General features: G+C 46.1%; 12 protein-coding genes. All 12 read left to right on the top strand.

Annotated features, from left to right (window positions below; translation table 11 throughout):
- Positions 1 to 103: 103 nt before the first annotated feature.
- Positions 104 to 2,650, top strand: a complete 2,547-nt coding sequence (locus tag PHEP_RS13370) for a glycoside hydrolase family 2 TIM barrel-domain containing protein (RefSeq protein ID WP_015808512.1) — start codon at positions 104 to 106, stop codon at positions 2,648 to 2,650.
- The gene (locus PHEP_RS13365) at positions 2,647 to 5,124 is read left to right on the top strand and encodes a glycoside hydrolase family 95 protein (protein WP_015808511.1); all 2,478 of its coding nucleotides are present in this window, start codon (positions 2,647 to 2,649) and stop codon (positions 5,122 to 5,124) included. The genes PHEP_RS13370 and PHEP_RS13365 overlap by 4 nt, the downstream gene beginning before the upstream one ends.
- 1 nt (position 5,125) lies before the next feature.
- On the top strand, positions 5,126 to 7,732 hold the full coding sequence (locus PHEP_RS13360; protein ID WP_015808510.1) for a glycoside hydrolase family 95 protein: 2,607 nt from the start codon (positions 5,126 to 5,128) through the stop codon (positions 7,730 to 7,732).
- Between the two features lie 14 nt (positions 7,733 to 7,746).
- The gene (locus tag PHEP_RS13355; protein WP_015808509.1) at positions 7,747 to 9,894 is read left to right on the top strand and encodes a glycoside hydrolase family 31 protein; all 2,148 of its coding nucleotides are present in this window, start codon (positions 7,747 to 7,749) and stop codon (positions 9,892 to 9,894) included.
- An 8-nt stretch (positions 9,895 to 9,902) separates the two neighbouring features.
- The gene (locus PHEP_RS13350) at positions 9,903 to 11,090 is read left to right on the top strand and encodes an alginate lyase family protein (protein WP_015808508.1); all 1,188 of its coding nucleotides are present in this window, start codon (positions 9,903 to 9,905) and stop codon (positions 11,088 to 11,090) included.
- Between the two features lie 23 nt (positions 11,091 to 11,113).
- Entirely contained in the window at positions 11,114 to 12,997 is a 1,884-nt protein-coding gene (locus PHEP_RS13345) for an alpha-L-fucosidase (RefSeq protein ID WP_015808507.1), read from the top strand.
- Between the two features lie 22 nt (positions 12,998 to 13,019).
- A complete protein-coding gene (locus tag PHEP_RS13340) occupies positions 13,020 to 14,207 on the top strand; it encodes a glycoside hydrolase family 88 protein (protein WP_036674627.1) in 1,188 nt (395 codons plus the stop codon).
- Positions 14,208 to 14,304: 97 nt separating this feature from the next.
- A complete protein-coding gene (locus PHEP_RS13335; RefSeq protein WP_015808505.1) occupies positions 14,305 to 15,744 on the top strand; it encodes an alpha-L-fucosidase in 1,440 nt (479 codons plus the stop codon).
- A 277-nt stretch (positions 15,745 to 16,021) separates the two neighbouring features.
- Positions 16,022 to 17,542: a DUF4955 domain-containing protein gene (locus tag PHEP_RS13330; RefSeq protein ID WP_238326476.1), complete on the top strand. Its 1,521-nt coding sequence runs from the start codon at positions 16,022 to 16,024 to the stop codon at positions 17,540 to 17,542.
- A 127-nt stretch (positions 17,543 to 17,669) separates the two neighbouring features.
- Positions 17,670 to 18,233: an RNA polymerase sigma factor gene (locus PHEP_RS13325; RefSeq protein ID WP_015808503.1), complete on the top strand. Its 564-nt coding sequence runs from the start codon at positions 17,670 to 17,672 to the stop codon at positions 18,231 to 18,233.
- Positions 18,214 to 18,369 (top strand): hypothetical protein, encoded by a 156-nt coding sequence (locus tag PHEP_RS22250; RefSeq protein WP_015808502.1) that lies wholly within the window; start codon positions 18,214 to 18,216, stop codon positions 18,367 to 18,369. The genes PHEP_RS13325 and PHEP_RS22250 overlap by 20 nt, the downstream gene beginning before the upstream one ends.
- Before the next feature lie 79 nt (positions 18,370 to 18,448).
- Entirely contained in the window at positions 18,449 to 19,129 is a 681-nt protein-coding gene (locus PHEP_RS13320) for an ATP-dependent Clp protease proteolytic subunit (RefSeq protein ID WP_015808501.1), read from the top strand.
- Positions 19,130 to 19,201: the final 72 nt, after the last annotated feature.

Here is a 19,201-nt window from a genome sequence, read left to right as displayed (position 1 = left end):
CAAATAATTGTCTTTTTTAGCAGCTGACAGCAGTTGGCCCGGGATTGTTATGCCAAAATAGTTGATGAATAAGCTAAAAGGGTGAAACAATAATAGGAGGCTAATGACCAATTTAGCGTCTGTCAAAACGCTGCGCAAACCAAATATATTTTTATTTACATTAACAGAGAAAGTGAAGAGAGTTAAGCTGGTATTTTTTTTAGGACTGCTGATATGCAGTCAGTACGTTTTTGCGCAGAACAGGCAAAGATTGATCAACAACTGGGAATATTTAAAAGGAGACCTGGGCGGGATATGGGAAGCGGTAAGACCGGTTAAGGAAGGTAATCCTGAAAGCGTTCCGCTATGGCAGAAGGTAAGTTTGCCCCATTGCTTTAATGCATTGGATGCGGTAGATCCGGATGTAAACTATTACCAGGGCCCGGGCTGGTACCGTACGCAGCTGGAGCTGAAAAACCCCTATACAGATGGCAGGACATTGCTGCATTTTGAGGGAGCGGGACAAAAGACGCAGGTTTATATTTACGATAAAAAGGTTGCAGAGCATGTTGGGGGCTATGACGAATGGACGGCCGACATTACGGATGCTGTAAAGGAATTTAAAAAAACAGCCGTTTTTCAAACACAGTTTAAAGGCAAGGTGCCCTTGTCCATCAGGTGCGATAATTCGCGTGACCTGGAGATGATCCCTTCGGACCTGTCTGACTTTAATGTATATGGTGGTTTATACCGGTACCTGAACCTGGTTTATGTACCGAAGGTTTCTGTAGATAAGATCTTTGCAGCTGCAAGCGTAGATGCAAAAGGGGTTTTGGGAAAGCTGAGCATATCCGGCAGGCTGCTCAATCCTGATGGTGTGGATACAGTTTCCGTAAAAATAGAAGTTAAAGATCCGGAGGGAAAGGTTGTAGCCAGCTGGCAAAACCAGATCAAGGCTTTTCATGGCGATAAAGCCCTGTGGGAAACCAGCCTGAAAAACCCGAAACTATGGTCGCCCGAATTGCCGCAACTATACACGGTTGAAACCAGCATTACCGCTAAAGGGGATACCGATATACAGCGGGAAAAGATTGGTTTCAGGAATTTTGAGTTTGTGAAAAAGGGGCCATTTATGCTGAACGGCAAGCGCCTGTTGTTAAGGGGGACACACCGGCATGAAGACCATGCGGGCGTAGCGGCGGCCATGACAGAAGAGATGATCACCGAAGAGATGCGGATGATGAAGGATATGGGCGTGAATTTTATCCGTCTGGGCCATTATCAGCAGTCGAGGATTGTACTGGATTTATGCGACAGTCTGGGTATTTTGGTATGGGAAGAGATTCCCTGGTGCCGTGGCGGACTTGGTGGCGATACTTATAAAGACCAGGCGCGCAGGATGCTGACCAATATGATAGAGCAGCATTATAACCATGCGGCGGTGATGATATGGGGATTGGGGAACGAGAACGACTGGCCGGGTGATTTTAATGAGTTTGATGAGCAGAAAATCAGGACCTTTATGAAAGAACTGAACGATCTGGCGCATAAACTGGATCCTTCACGTAAAACGGCCATCAGAAGGTGTGATTTTTGTAAAGACATAGTAGATGTATACTCGCCCTCTATCTGGGCAGGCTGGTACCGTGGTATTTACACGGAATATAAGGAAGCCTCTAAAAAGGAATTTGACAGGGTAGACCACTTTTTGCATGTGGAATGGGGTGGCGACAGCCATGCCGGCAGGCATTCGGAAAGTCCGGATAAGGCCCTGAGTTTAGTGCAGACAGGTGTGGGGGCAGATGAACGGGCCGGTGATGCTTCTTTGTTTGGAGGGAGTGCCAGGGTTTCAAAGGATGGCGACTGGAGCGAAAGTTATATTGTTAACCTGATTGACTGGCATTTAAAAGAGCAGGAAAACATGCCCTGGTTAACGGGGGCGGCTTACTGGCCATTTAAAGATTTTTCTACACCGGTGCGTCCGGACAACCCGGTTCCTTATATGAACCAGAAAGGGGTTATTGAGCGCGACTTCAGTAAAAAAGAAGCTTATTATGTATTCCAGTCGTACTGGACCAAAGCACCAATGGCACATATTTACGGTCATTCCTGGCCGGTAAGGTGGGGGGATGCCGGAGAGCAGAAAATGGTTAAAGTATATTCTAACTGTGCCGAGGCCGAGCTTTTTATGAACGGCAAAAGCATGGGAAAAAAGAAAAGGAACAGTCAGAACTATCCTGCGGCCGGTTTAAAATGGATGGTGAAGTACAAGGAAGGTAAAAACGAGATTAAAGTAGTGGCCACTACAAAAGAGGGCAAGACCATTACGGACGAACTGGTACAGGAATACCAGACCGCGAAATGGGATAAGCCGGCAAAGCTGGTGCTGGAAAAGGTTTCTGAGCACGTTTCTGAAAAGGATAACATTGCTGTGATACAGGTTAAACTGCTGGACAAAAACAATATATTGTGTTTAGATGCCCGTGATTATGTAACTTTTGGTTTAACCGGAGATGGAAAACTGATTGACGATCAGGGTACTGCTGATGGCTCACGTAAAGTTCAGCTGTACAATGGCCGGGCTGTGATCAGCGTAAACCTGAATAAAGGCAAAAGTGTAGCAAGCGTTAAGGCAGATGGCATACCTTCTGCATTTGTAGAACTTAAATGATGATGATCAAAAAACACCTGGTATTTGTATTGCTGGCAGTTGCTTCCCTTGCTTTTGGGCAGGCAAAAAAAACAGATGGGACACTGAAACTCTGGTACGACCGTCCGGCTGCCAACTGGAATGAAGCTTTACCGATAGGTAATGGCCGGCTTGGTGCCATGGTTTTTGGCAATCCGGCTAAAGAACAGTTGCAGCTGAATGAAGAAACGGTATGGTCTGGCGGGCCCAACAGCAATGTGACTGCTGCATCGGGTGCGGCAATCCCGGCGCTCAGGAAATTGATCTTTGAAGGGAAGTTTGAAGAGGCACAGGCCCTGGCTGATGTGGAGATGTTCCCTAAAAAGAACAGTGGCATGATTTATCAGCCGGTTGGCAACCTTTTCCTGGAGTTTGAGGGTACAGAAAAAGCCCGTAACTATTACCGGGACCTGAACATAGAAAAAGCGCTAGCTACGGTAACTTATGAGGCCGGAGGTATACGCTATAAGCGGGAAATCTTCTCGTCATTTACAGATCAGGTACTTATAGTGCGTTTAACAGCAGATAAACCGGGTAAAATAACTTTCCGTGCCCTGATGGATACAGAGCAGAAGGGTGGTTTGCGAATGGAAAAGGATAGGTTGCTGCTCTCGGGTTTAACTGCCGACCATGAAGGCGAGCAGGGGAAGATCAGGTTTGCATCGCAGGTAAAAGTTGTGGCCGAAGGTGGAAAAGCATCGCTGCAGAACAATGCATGGATAGTGAAGGCAGCCAATTCGGCGACAGTATATGTTTCTATTGCCACTAATTTTAAAAACTACCATGATGTGAGTGCTGATGCAGGTTTAAAAGCGGCCTCGTTTTTAGACCGGGCTGTAAAGAAGAACTATGCTGAGGCACTGGCCGCACACATTAAGTTTTACCAGCAGTACTTTAACCGTGTAAAGTTTGATATTGGCATAACCGATGCGGTAAATAAACCAACCGACGAGCGGATTGCGGCATTTGCACGCAGCAATGACCCGCATCTGACTGCATTGTATTTTCAGTTTGGCAGGTACCTGCTGATCTCGAGCTCACAGCCTGGAAATCAGCCCCCTACCTTACAGGGCATCTGGAATGATAAGATGCTGGCCCCATGGGACAGTAAATACACGATAAACATCAATACCGAGATGAATTACTGGCCGGCAGAGGTTACCAATTTGTCGGAACTGCACGACCCCTTGTTTAAGATGCTGAAAGACCTGTCGGTTACCGGGCGGGAAACTGCTAAGCTGATGTATGGGGCAAAAGGCTGGGTAACGCACCACAATACCGATTTATGGCGCATTACAGGGCCGGTTGACCGGCCTTATGCAGGTTTATGGCCGATGGGCGGTAACTGGCTGAGCCAGCATTTATGGGACCATTATATGTTTACGGGCGATAAACAGTTTTTAAAAGAATATTACCCGGTACTGAAGGGGGCAAGCGAGTTTTACCTGGATGTGTTACAGGAAGAACCTACCCATAAATGGCTGGTGGTAAGTCCTTCCAATTCGCCAGAAAATACCTATGTTCCGGGCAAACGTGTTTCTATTGCTGCGGGAACAACGATGGACAACCAGCTGTTGTTTGATCTGTTTACCAGGACCGGCAAAGCTGCAGAGCTGCTGGGCATGGATGCAGAATTTCGGGGCCTGCTGAAGACAGCATTGGGCCGTTTGGCACCCATGCAGATCGGTAAATACAGTCAGCTGCAGGAATGGATGCACGATTCTGACCGTACAGACGATAAACATCGTCATGTATCCCATTTATATGGTTTATACCCGAGTAACCAGATTTCCCCGACAAGGACACCGGAACTTTTTGATGCGGCTAGAACATCCCTGATGTATAGAGGTGACCCGGCAACGGGCTGGTCTATGGGCTGGAAAGTGAATTTCTGGGCCCGTTTTCTGGATGGGAACCATGCCTATAAACTGATTACCGATCAGCTGAAACTGGTTGGGGGGCGTGTTGACAGTGTAAACACAAAAGGTGGTGGTACCTATCCGAATATGTTTGATGCCCATCCGCCATTTCAGATAGATGGTAACTTTGGCTGTACAGCGGGGATTGCTGAAATGCTGCTGCAATCGCATGATGGCGCTATACATATTTTGCCTGCACTACCAGATCAATGGCCTTCTGGAGAGGTTAAAGGGCTGGTGGCCCGGGGTGGTTATGTGGTAGACATCAGCTGGAAGGACAAGGTAATTACCCATTTAAAAGTGCTTTCGAGGCTTGGCGGCAATTGCAGGTTACGGATCAATACCGATATGAAAGCGGATACGACCGGCCTTTCAGTTGCAAAAGGAGAAAATCCAAATCCTTTTTATGAAGTACCTGAGGTTAAAAGTCCTTTAATTTCGCCACTGGCAAAGCTAAACCCTGCTGGGGTTAAGGCTTCAACAGATTATGACCTTAAAACTGAGGCCGGTAAAGCCTATATTTTTAAATTGAACTGATATGAGAAGATACAGTATATTGCCTGTTCTGGCCATCTTTTGCATATCATCGGATGCCATAGCGCAGGAGCAAAAGGGAACAGCATTAAAATTATGGTATACCCAGCCGGCAAAGGTTTGGGAAGAAGCCCTTCCGCTGGGAAATGGCAAAACCGGGGCCATGGTTTTTGGAAGGGTAAATAAAGAACGTTTCCAGCTAAACGACAATACCTTATGGTCGGGAAGCCCCGAAGCCGGGAATAACCCCAAAGGTCCTGCCAACCTGCCCCTGGTAAGACAGGCAGTTTTTGAAGGAGATTATGCCCGGGCGGCGGCGCTCTGGAAAAAGAATTTGCAGGGGCCTTACTCGGCACGTTATTTAACCATGGCCGATCTTTTTCTGGATTTTAACCTGAAGGATTCTATACCTACCGCTTATCACCGTGAACTGGACATTGACAATGCCATAAGTACAGTGACCTATACCGTTGGGGGCATTACCTATAAAAGGGAAAGCCTGATCAGTTATCCGGATAAGGCCGTGGTGATCCGCATCACGACAGATCAAAAAAATGCGCTTAATTTTAGCACCAGCATAAGCAGTAAACTGAAATATACAGCAAGGGCTGTTGGGGCGGATTTGCTGGTGTTGAAAGGCAAAGCGCCTAAACACGTGGCACACCGGGCTACCGAAGCGGCACAGGTTGTGTATGATGATAAGGAAGGGATGACCTTTGAGGTGGATGTGCGGATTAAGGCAGAAGGGGGTACAACAACAGCAAAAGGAACGGAGATCCTGGTGAGCAAAGCCAATGCGGTAACCATTTATTTAAGTGGGGCCACCAGTTTTAACGGCTACAATAAATCGCCCGGGCTGGAGGGTAAAAATCCGGCAACTGAAGCTGCAGGTATCCTGAAAAAAGTTTATCCTAAGCCATACAGTACAATTAAAACTGCGCATGTTGCAGATTATAAGGCTTTGTTTGACCGGGTTTCATTTAGTTTGGGCAGCAATGCAGAACTGGAGGGGCTGCCAACCAATGTAAGGTTATCCAGGCAGGGGGCCATGGGAAACGACCAGGGCCTGCAGGTTTTGTATTACCAGTTTGGCCGTTACCTGATGATCGCCAGTTCCAGACCGGGATCGCAGGCTACCAATTTACAGGGGATCTGGAACGATCATGTACAGCCACCCTGGGGGAGCAATTATACCGTAAATGCAAATACCCAGATGAATTACTGGCTTGCAGAACAGACCAATTTGTCGGAACTGCACCAACCATTGTTTGATTTTATAGGCCGTATGGCTGTGAACGGGGCTAAAACTGCGAAAATTAATTATGACATCAGACAGGGCTGGGTGGTACACCACAATACCGATATCTGGGCCAAGAGTTCTCCTACAGGGGGCTACGACTGGGACCCTAAAGGCGCGCCACGCTGGTCGGCCTGGCCTATGGGCGGGGCCTGGCTAACTACACACCTGTATGATCATTACCTGTTTACGGGCGACAAACAGTTTCTGAAAGAAAAGGGCTATCCTTTGATGAAAGGTGCTGCTGAGTTTATGCTGAAATGGCTGGTTAAAGATGATAAAACTGAGTATCTGGTCACCAATCCATCTACCTCTCCGGAAAATATATTTAAAATTGAGGGAAAAGAGTATGAAGTAAGTAAAGCCACAACCATGGACATGGGCATCATTAAGGAGCTGTTTACAGATTGTATCGCAGCCTCAAAAATATTGGATATGGATGCTGATTTCCGGGTTGAGCTGGAAAAAGCCAAAGCAAAGCTCTATCCGTTTAATATAGGCCGTTACGGACAATTACAGGAATGGTTCAATGATGTGGATGATCCTAAGGACAGCCACAGGCATTTATCGCATTTATTTGCCCTTTATCCGGGTAACCAGATCACGGTATACCATACACCTGAACTGGCTGCTGCGGCAAAACAATCGCTGCTGCACCGTGGCGACCTGAGCACCGGATGGTCTATGGCCTGGAAAATTAACTGGTGGGCCAGGTTACAGGATGGGAACCATGCTTTAAAGATATTGAAAGCAGGTTTAACGTTGATTGACCCGGCCAAAACAACAGAACCACAAAAAGGGCCCAGTGCCAGCATGGCACAGCTTACAAATGTGCAGATGAGTGGGGGCGGAACTTATCCGAACCTTTTTGATGCCCATCCGCCTTTCCAGATTGATGGTAACTTTGGGGCCACTGCGGGCATGACTGAAATGTTATTGCAAAGCAATACCGATGAACTGAGTTTATTGCCTGCTTTGCCGGATGACTGGGAAAAAGGAAGTATCAAAGGCATCAAAGCCCGTGGTAATTTCAGGGTAGACATAAGCTGGGCCGAGGGCAAACTGAGCAAGGCGCTGATCTATTCAGGAAGCGGTGGAAACTGCAGGCTCAGGACCACTGTGCCGGTAAAGGTAAGTGCTGTGGTTGCCAGACCGGCAAAGGGGCCAAACCCAAACCTGCTGAATGTATTGCCCGAAAAACCTGAATACCATAAAAGTGAAAATGCCAAGCTGCAGGTACTGGATCTGAAAAAGAGCTATGTGATTGATTTTGAAACAGAAAAAGGAAAAACTTATACCATAAACGTACTATAATATTTATACCTGCTATGAACAGAATTTTAAAATGTATTGCCTGTCTGACCCTTTTGCTGTTTTGCACGCGCCTTTCGGCCCAGGAGATTAAATGGGAACTGGTTGCACCTGGTGTTTGGAAGGGCAGCGTTGGCAAGCCTGAAAGTTATAACCTGCTGGTTGCAGCCGGGGCAAAACCTGCTGTTGAAGAACTTAAAACTGCGGGGGATGCTGAATTTCCTTTGTCAAAAGATGAGATTGTGGCTAAACTGACGGATGGAAAAACCTATTTGAGGTTTCCTTTGGATAAAAAGGAACAGCTGTATGGCTTTGGCCTTAATTTTCAGACGGTACACCAGCGTGGCAAGATCCTGCAGTTGCATGTAGACCATTACGGGGGTAAGGACAATGGCCGTACCCATGCACCGACCCCTTTTTATGTATCGTCGAACGGTTATGGGGTGTTCATCAATTCGGCCCGCTATTTAAATATTTATGCAGGATCGGCCGTAAAGCGTGACGGAAAAAATGTACCCGAGGCCAAAGACCGCAATACGGATAAAAGCTGGTCCTCGCGCCCGTATTCTGATGGCGTGGAAGTACTTGTACCGGCCGAAGGGGTAGAGTTTTATGTATTTGCAGGCCCCAAACCACTTGATGCGGTACGCCGGTACAACCTGTTAAACGGTGGGGGCGTATTGCCACCACGCTGGGGCCTGGGTTTTACACAGCGTGTGAAAACCTTATATACTGCTGCTGATGTGGAAGCTGAAGTGAAGGCATTTGAGGACAAAGGTTTCCCCCTGGACTTTATTGGCCTGGAACCAGGTTGGCAGAGCAAGGCTTATCCCTGTACTTTTGAATGGGACAAGGGCCGTTACCCGGAACCGGCCAAATTTGTAAACAGCCTGCTGAACAAAGGGATCAGGGTAAACCTGTGGACAAACCCTTACGTTTCGCCGCAGGCCTCTATTTACAACAGCATTAAGCCATTTACCGGCGACCATACCGTTTGGCTGGGTGCTGTTCCTGACCTGACCATGCCACAGGCCCGGGACATTCTTTTTGGCCAGCTGAAAAAGAGCCAGGTCGACATTGGTGTAAGTGGCTATAAATTTGATGAGGTAGACGGTTATGACCATTATTTATGGCCTGATGTAACTTTATTCCCTTCAGGACATAGTGCGGAGCAGATGCGTCAGACTTATGGTTTGCTGATCCAGAAATACAGTGCAGACCTGTACCATGCGCGTAACCAGCGTACCTATGGGTTGGTGCGGGCATCTAATGGTGGTGGTGCTGCATTGCCTTACGTGATCTATAACGACTATTATAACCATGAGGACTTTATTACCGCATTGATCAACAGTGGCTTTGCCGGAGTGTTGTGGACCCCGGAGGCCCGTGCCTCCAAATCAGAAGAGGAATGGCTGCGCAGGATGCAATCGGTCGTCTTTTCGCCTATGGCCATGATCAATGCCTGGAGCACAGGCACCAAACCATGGTCGTACCCCAACGTTGAAAAGCAGGTAAAAGACATTGCCCTGCTGCGCATGCAGATGATGCCTTACTGGTACAGTGAGTTTGCCAAATATCATTTTGAGGGTACCCCGCCTTTCAGGGCCATGAACCTGGAAGAAGGTTTCCAGACAGAAGTTAAAAAAGAAATGAAGACCACCAACCTGGAAGAAAATCCTTATGCTGAAGCAGTAAGTAAGGAAGTGAAAGACCAGTATATGGCAGGCGAATACTTACTGGTAGCCCCTATGTTTACCGGAAAGGCTACCCGTACGGTGATCCTGCCCAAAGGTAAATGGTTTGATTTTTACACCGGGGAATATGCAGGCGACGGGGAAGTGATTACGGTGACACCGGGGCTTGACAAAATTCCTGTTTATGTAAAGGACGGTGGAATTATCCCTATGGGGCCGGCATTGATGCATGCACCTAAACCTTCGGACAAGCTGGACCTGGAGATCAGGTATTATGGCAGCAAACCGGGTAAATACATGTTGTATGATGACGATGGGGAGACCTTTGATTATGAAAAAGGGGCCTATAGCTTCAGGACGATCAACGTAGTTAAAGCAGCAAATGGCAAACTGAAGGCAAGTATATCTGCTGCCGAAAAAGGTAAGCCAAATACCCTGAACAAAGTGACCTTCAGGGCCATGACCAAATAAATAAAGCCATGAAAGGATTTCTTTTAATCATATTTACAGTAGCGGGCATGATTGGGCAACCATCATGTGCTGCTGTAAAGGCTGGGCCAGACGTTTCGCTTGTGGCAGATAAAGAAGTGGGCAGGACTTTAAAAGCACTGATCCTGAAAAATGCCGCATGGGCAATGAAGCAGGAACCTGTAACGGTAACTGCAGAAAGCTCGTCCCGGAGTGCCGGTGGAAAGCATGATTTTTATTCGGAAGGAGATTACTGGTGGCCGGATCCACAAAATCCGGACGGCCCTTATATCCAGAAGGATGGCATGACCAATCCGCAGAATTTTGTTGCCCACCGCCTGGCGATGATCCGTTTCAGCAAGATCATCGGGGCTTTGGCTTCCGCTTATAAGCTGACCGGTGAAGAAAAGTATGCGAAGCAGGCCATGCGGCATTTGCAGGCCTGGTTTATCAATGAAGCAACAAAGATGAACCCCAACCTGCTGTTTGCCCAGGCCATCAAAGGCCGGTTTACCGGTAGGGGTATAGGTATTATAGATACAATTCAGCTGATGGAAGTGGCCCAGGGTACCATTGTGATGGAAAAGGTGCTGGATGCGGGTGTACTGGCCGGAACGAGAAAATGGTTTGCAGCCTACCTGGAATGGCTGATGACGCACCAGTATGGCAAAGATGAAATGAATGCCACAAACAATCATGGTACCTGTTTTACCATGCAGGTGGCTTCATTTGCTAAGCTTTGCCAGGATACGAAGCTGATGGACTTTTGCCGGGACCGGTATAAAAACGTTTTGCTGCCTAACCAGATGGCAGCAGATGGCAGTTTTCCGAGAGAACTGGGCCGTACAAAACCATATGGTTATTCGATTTTTAACCTGGATGCGATGACTACCCTTTGCCAGATCTTATCTGTTAAAGCGGATAACCTCTGGACCTACAAAACTACGGATGGAAAATCAATAGATAAAGGCATTGATTACCTGTACCCATTTGTAGCCGATAAAAGCAAATGGCCTTTAAAGCCTGATGTGATGTATTGGGAAAACTGGCCAGTGGCACAGCCTTTCCTGGTATTTGGGGCAAATGCTTACCAGAGAGCAAATTGGCTGAATACCTGGAAGAAACTGGACCACGATCCAAAAGTAGAAGAAGTGATCAGGAATTTGCCGGTGAGGAACCCATTGATCTGGCTGGATTAAATTTAAAATTATATTGAAAAGAGATGATGTTCCGTAACAGTTATGATAAACCGGCAGTTTTATTTTGGGCCTTGCTGATGACAGGTATGACAGCATTTGGCCAGGTTGCCGGTGATGAAGACAAAGAGATGTTTAACCGTGCGCAGCAGCGCGACCAGAAAGCCATAGATGAGGCCAGAAAGGGCTGGTGGAAAGCTTCTATGCAAACCCATGATGAGCGCATACAATGGTGGCGTGAGGCCAGGTTTGGGATGTTTATACACTGGGGAATTTATTCAGTGCCTGCTGGAGAATGGAAAGGAAAGATCGTAAAGGGGTATTCTGAACATTTAATGCGCAAAGAAAAGATCACAAGGGCAGATTATTTAGATCTTGCCCATGTATTCAATCCTGAAAAGTTTAATGCGGATGAATGGATCTCGAATGCGAAAAAAGCAGGGATGCGTTATTTTATCATCACGGCCAAGCACCATGATGGTTTTGCCATGTATGATTCAAAGGTGTCTGATTTTAATGTAGTTAAACAAACTCCATTTAAGCGCGACCCGATGGCTGAGCTGGCTGCTGCGGCAAAAAAGCAGGGAATGAAGTTTGGGTTTTACTATTCGCATGCGTTCGACTGGGAGCATCCTGATGCGCCGGGGAACGACTGGGAGTATAACAATCCGGGTGGGGATAAATTGTTAGGTGGTGCCAACTGGTTTGACAGTCACCCTGAATGGTTGCCCAAAGCCCAAAAGTATGTAGATGAAAAAGCGATACCACAGATCAAAGAACTGATCCATAAATATCATCCTGATATTTTATGGTTTGATACCCCGCATAAACTTCCGCTTTCGGAAAACATCAGGATACTGAAAGCCATCAGGGAAACCGATCCGGATATTGTAGTGAACGGCCGTTTGGTAAGGAGTGCTACCGGGAACTTTGGCGATTATGTGAATACGGGTGACCGGCCGGCCGAACTGATAACCGTTGAAGGTGATGCAGAAGCCATTCCTACCACCAATGAATCTTATGGTTATTCAAAACACGACAACAGCCATAAACCGGCCAGCTTTTTTATACAGCTTTTGGCCAATTCTGCTTCAAGGGGGGCTAATTTACTGATGAACATAGGGCCAAAAGGTGATGGTAGTTTCGATACCAGGGATACCAGGATACTGGACAGCATAGGTGGCTGGCTGGACCAGAACGGCGTATCCATTTATGGCAGCCAGCGCGGACAGCTGCCTATCCCGGCCTGGGGGGTAACTACGCAAAAAGGAACGCAGATTTTTTTGCATGTATTTAACTGGCCCAGAGATGGTAATTTAGAGCTTGGTGGTTTAAAAACTGAGGTTACAGCTGCATATCTGCTAAGCGATAAGACAAAAAAGAAATTGCCGGTGAAACGGCTGGATGCTTTGACCCTGAACATTGGCGTACCCGAAAAATCTCCGGGCAGTCCGGATGTGGTTATTGTACTGGAAACAAAAGGTAAAATTGAAACGGATCCGGCCAGGTTAATTGCAGCCAATGTTAAGTTAAACAGGTTGCTGGCATTTGATGCAAAGATACATGGGAAGATGGGTTTTGGTGACGGTAAAACCGATAAATATTATGTAACCGGCTGGAAAAATAAAGCCGATTACCTGTCATGGGACTTAAGGGCGTTAAAACCTGCAAAATATAAGGTGGTGGTTAAATATATTGCTGAAGAAGGAGATTCCTCTTATGAGGTTAAAATTGGTAGTTTCAGCAGGCAGCAAACGGTAATGGCTGCGAGGAACGGAGCTGTGCAGACCCAGGAAATTGGCATTGCCGACATTGCTCCGGGTACACATGAGCTAACTGTAAAACCTATAACCATTAAGGGTGCTGAACTGATAAAATTGCTGGAGATCCAGCTGATACCAATAAAATAGAATGCGAATAAAAATAGAGAATATGAAGAGATTATGCACTTTGACGATAGCTGCGACAATGCTTTTTGCCGTTCCGGCTTTTGCACAAAAGGTTGATGTACAAAAAGCATTTAAACAGGCGGATGCACAGACGATGCTTATGCTGAAGGAAATTGAAAAGGTTAAAGCTACAACTAAAAACGATCAGGTTTCGCCGAGAACCCTGGAGAAGGGTAATTTAAAACTGGTAGCCTCGCGCGACTGGACCAGTGGCTTTTTTCCGGGTGAACTTTGGTTTTTGTATGAATATACAGGTAAGCAAACCTGGAAGGACCAGGCCAGGGCTTTTACGGCAGCTATAGAACAGGAACAGTTTAATGGCAAAACGCATGATATGGGCTTTAAGGTATATTGCAGTGTAGGTACGGGGTACCGTTTAACAAAAGATGAACACTACAAAACGGTGATCATACAGTCGGCCAAAACCCTTGCAACCCGTTTTAACCCTAAAACAGGCGTGATCCGCTCATGGGACCACAGTACAGATAAATGGGTAAACCCGGTGATCATTGACAATATGATGAACCTGGAACTGCTTTTTGAAGCCACGAGGCTGACTGGTGATTCTTCATTCTATAAAATTGCAGTGAGCCATGCCAATACAACGATGAAGAACCATTTTCGTGCCGACTACAGTTCTTATCATGTAATCGATTATGATCCGAATACAGGTGCGGTACTGAAAAAGAATACCCATCAGGGCTATAGCCATGAATCGGCCTGGGCCAGGGGCCAGGCATGGGCCTTATATGGTTATACCATGTGCTATCGTTATACAAAAGACCCTGCCTATCTGAAACAGGCAGAGGGTGTTGCCGCTTTTATCCTTAACCACCCCAATATGCCTGCAGATCTGGTGCCTTACTGGGATTTTAATGCACCTGAAATTCCTAAAGAGCCACGTGACGCTTCTGCTGCTGCGGTAATTGCTTCTGGTTTATATGAACTGAGTGGTTACAGTACGCGTAAAAATCTTTACCTGCAAAAGGCGGATAAGATGCTGAACAGCCTGAGTACAAAATATATTTCACCTGCTGGCGAAAACAAAGGTTTTATCCTTGTACAAAGTACAGGATCCAAACCATCTGACAGCGAGGTAAATGTGCCGCTTTCTTATGCAGATTATTATTACCTGGAAGCTTTGTTGCGGTACAAAGCAATAAAAAGATAGTTATTATTGTTTAATGATGAGCCAATTGTGCTGAATATTGGCCTGTAGTTATTCTCTATTTTAGAGGATAATAGAAACCAAATTATAGAACCGAATCATGTATAAACGAAAAGTACTTTTAGCAGTAATGGCCATCTTAGTATTGGGGCAGTCTGTTTACAGTCAGAAAACATTAACCAAGGATGAACGGATGGCCTGGTGGCGTGAGGCCAAGTTCGGGATGTTTATCCACTGGGGGATATATGCCCAGTTTGCAGGCGTGTATAAAGGGCACGAGCAGCTGCGGGGTGGGGCAGAATGGATCATGAACAGGTCTAAGATCCCTGTTGCCGAATATCAGGAAATGGCCAAAAGCTTTAATCCGGTAAAATACGATCCTGATGCCTGGGTAAGGATGGCAAAAGATGCAGGAATGAAATACCTGATCATTACGGCCAAACACCATGATGGCTTTGCCTTATTTAATTCCAAGGCCAGCAAATGGGACGTTACAGATGCTACAGCTTATGGCAAAGATTTGCTGAAGCCTTTGGCAGCTGCCTGTAAAAAGTATGGCATTAAACTGGGTTTTTATTATTCGCAGGCACAGGACTGGAACAATCCGGGTGGATCGGCCGCAAGAAAGGAAATGAGGGAAGGCTGGTTAAATCCGGATTCTGCTAAAATAGATGCCTATACTGCTGCGAATAAAGGACATTGGGACCCGGCTCAAATGACCCGTACTTTTGACCAGTACATTGATGAGGTGTCTGTACCGCAGGTGAAGGAGCTGATGACCAATTATGGCGATATTGCTGTGCTTTGGTGGGATACTCCAACGAATATGACCGATGAAGCAGCGCTGAAACTGCAGGCTGCCTTAAAAACCCAGCCACACATCATTACCAATGACCGTTTAAAACGTCCTAATTTTCCGGGTGATACCAAAACTCCGGAACAAAAAATACCTACCCAGGCAGAACTGGATGGGATGGACTGGGAAACCTGTATGACGATGAATGGTACCTGGGGTTTCAGAACTTCAGACCACAAATGGAAATCTACAGAAACGCTGATACGCAACCTTTGTGATATTGCCTCAAAAGGAGGGAACTATTTACTGAATGTTGGCCCTAAACCGGACGGAACATTTCCGCAGGAAAGCATTGACCGCCTGGCAGCGATAGGTAAATGGATGAAAGTGAACAGCGAGTCTATTTATGGCACTAAATCGAGCCCGCTTGCAGCCTTGGACTGGGGCCGTTGCACCAGAAAGGAAACGGCTAAAGGTACCACACTTTATTTCTCGGTATTCAACTGGCCTTCAGATGGTCAGCTGCTTATTCCTGGTGTAAAAAATAAAGTACTATCGGCTACTTTACTGGCTACCAAAGCTAAATTGAACACAGATAACAAAGCGGGTGAGCTGATCATTAAAGTACCTGGACAAGCACCGGATGCGATTGCAAGTGTGATTAAAGTTGAATTTGAAGGTGTTGTAGCGCATCAGACAGATACAAAGCCCAAAAAGGAAATGAAGACAGGGGCTTTAGATTGAAAATTGACCATTCTCTTCGAAGGCTGGAACAAGTTGCGCTGAAGAAGCGCAAATTATTCCTAGGCCTTCTCTGAGAAGGTAAATTTTCTTTTAGCAGGATGGTTAGGGTGAGCGTACTGAAGGAAGTTAGTTGCTTTTAGCAGGATGGTTAAGGTGAGCGTACTGAAGGAAGTTAGTTTCTTTTAGCAGGGTGGTTAGGGTGAGCGTACTGAAGGAAGTTAGTTTCTTTTAGCTGGGGTGGATGGGACATGATATATAGATATTTAATTGAATTGAAATGAGATGTATGATTGGGCCGGTTCTTGGCTGCTGTTTGTTTTTTTCGGTAGCTGCGCAGGCACAAAAGGTAGCGCCTTTATGGGAAGATTTTGTAAAGGCAAAAAAATCAGGGGGTACGCCGGTGCTTCCTGATTTTTCTTATGCAGGGTATGGATTTTCTGAGATCCCTCTTCCTTCGGTTGAGGGAAAGAAAATTTTTAAGGTTGATGATTATGGGGCTAAGCCTGATGATGACCAGTTTGACGATATGGCCATACAGAAAGCAATTGATGCTGCGGAAGCAAATCCAGGGGCTGGCGTTGTGTTCTTTTCACCAGGTAAATACCTTATTGCACCGGATGAGGATGCCAAAAAGCAGATCCGGATCTCTAAAAGTGGTATTGTGTTAAAAGGGAGTGGCAGTAAGACCGGGGGTACAGAGATCTATCAGGCCAATATGCGGATCAATGGCAGGCAGTTTTTGTTTAAACCCGCTGATTCCGGGACTGAAAAGCTGGCTGTTATAGTTCAGGATGCCGGCCGTGAAACGTTTGCTGTTGTAGTAAAAGATGCCTCAAAGCTTAAAGTGGGACAGGATGTAGTGATCCGTCACAGAAGTGAGGAGTTTACAAGGCTCTATTTTGCGCCACTTGAACTGAAGCCACAATGGACAAGGTTATTTGGTGACAATGGTGGGATGCAGATTTATGAGATTCATACGATAACCGGTATTTCAGGCAATAAGGTCAGTTTTAAAAATCCCATACACCTCGACATCAGGATGGTTAAATCGGCCAGCTGGACTATTGAATCGTATAACCATATAGATCAATGTGGGGTAGAGGACATCTTGTTTACGAGCAACTGGAAAAACTATCCTGAAGAATTCATCCACCATAAGAATGCCATCCATGATTATGCCTATGAGGCTGTCGGAATGGAATACCTGAAAAACAGCTGGGTAAGAAATTGTGAATTCCATGACTGGAATGAAGGGGTTTTTATCAGATCGGGATATCAGATTACCATCGAGAATACGCATTTCAGGGGTAAAAAGGGCCATGCTTCTGTACACGCACGCACGGGATATGGGGTGCTGGTGAAACACTGTAGTTTTAATGGGGCACAACACCACGGTGCAGGAACCGGATATAGTGCTGTAGGTACGGTGATTACCCAATGTTCATTGGGTACAGATCAGAATTTTGATATTCATTCAGGTCAGCCTTTTGCCACACTTTATGATGATATTGATGGAGGTGTTTTTTATAATTTGGGAGGACCGGAGCCCGGACACCCGCATCATGGCAGGGAGCTGGTACTTTGGAACTTTTACCATAAATCTGATAAGGAACAGCACTATAATTTCTGGGACATGAGCAGGCGCAGAAATTATACAATTGCTGCACCTATAATTGTCGGCTTCCGTTCTGATAAAACTGTTACTTTTGAAAATGCAGGCCTGGTAGAGATGAAGGGTGAGCAGGTATTGCCGAAATCACTGTTTGAGGCGCAGCTTGGGTTAAGAATGACAAAATAACTGTCCGGCTATTTTTGTCAGGCGCTGAGTCGATTGTAGACTTCATTTTAAAAGCTGCACAAAAATAATTGCCTTTTTTTGGTGATATTTGGTTAAAAATGCACACATACTATTAAACATAGTAATTATGGATGCGAAATCAAATACAGATGTTACAGGCAACGACCGGGAAGCATGGCTTACGGCATTGTATAAAAAGGCCTTTCCGCTGGTAGCAGGTCACATCAGCAAAATGGGCGGTTCACTGGAGGAAGCCCGTGACATTTTCCAGGATGCACTGATCATCTATTACGAAAAATCTACGGCTTCAGTGCTGACATTGAAGCATAGCGATGAAGCCTATCTTTTTGGAATTGCCCGTTACCTTTGGAACAAACGGTATAAAGAAAGTTCGGGGCAATTGTCTATAGATCAGTTGAATGCAGATTTTGATGAACAGGCTGGTCTCACCGATACTGTTGAAGGGGAAATATCTACTTCCCGTTTGTTTAAGCTCCTGCAGACAGCTGGTCAGAAATGTATGCAGCTGCTCAGTGCTTTTTATTATGAGAAACTCAGTATGGAGCAGCTTGCGGGAAGGTTTGGCTTTTCGGGGCCGAGGTCTGCCACCGCCCAGAAGTTCAAATGCCTGGAAAAAGTAAAGGAAACGGTAAAAGAAAAATCAATACGCTATGAAGACATCTTTGAATGAACAGGTGCTGACCCTGGTTAGAACCTATGGCAGGGAACAATTGCGTAAAGAAATAAGGCAGGTGCACCAAAAGCTATTTACAGCTGCAGAACACCTTTCTTTCCGGCAAAAAATCCTGCGCCTCTTCAGCAAATAAGCCATATTAATAGCATCATTTGTTAATGTCCCCTAAAAGGGCAGAGGCATGGTTATGTCCAATTTAATCTAAGATCAATATGAACACCAACGAATTTCGCCGCTATGCGGTAAAGCACCACCGCATCAACAGCTTGTATGTAGACAAATACATCAGCAGGACTTCGGCTATGGCCGGGCCTGTGGCCATGACACCTTATATCACCGAAGAAAGACAACTTAACGTTGCCCAGATGGATGTATTCTCCCGTTTAATGATGGACCGCATCATTTTTCTTGGTGAGGCGGTTGACGAAAGAAATGCCAATGTCATCCAGGCACAGCTGCTCTTTCTGCAATCGGCGGATGCGGAAAAAGACATTCAGCTTTATGTCAATTCTCCCGGCGGATCCGTTTATGCCGGACTGGGGATTTACGATACGATGCAGTTCATTGCTCCTGATGTAGCTACCATTTGTACAGGTATTGCGCTCTCTATGGGATCGGTATTGCTATGTGCAGGCGCAGCAGGAAAACGTTCGGCCCTGCAGCATGCCCGCGTAATGATCCATCAGACTTCTGGTGGTACGCAGGGAACAGCTACCGATATGGACATCTCTGTCAGGCAGGTATTGCAGGTGCAAAAAGAACTTTATCAGATCATCGCCAAACATAGCGGACAGCCTTATGAGCGGATCAATGAAGCCGCGAGCCGGGACTACTGGATGACCTCGGCAGAAGCAAAGGAGTTCGGGATGGTTGATGAGATCTTGTCGAAATAAACCATTTTCCTGACATTACTTATCCTATGTCAATACTTATATTTACCAGGCTTGGTAATTTTGTGTATTAAA

Source organism: Pedobacter heparinus DSM 2366 (assembly GCF_000023825.1).
GTDB classification, from domain to species: Bacteria; Bacteroidota; Bacteroidia; order Sphingobacteriales; family Sphingobacteriaceae; genus Pedobacter; species Pedobacter heparinus.
This window is presented reverse-complemented; position numbering and strand designations above follow the sequence as displayed.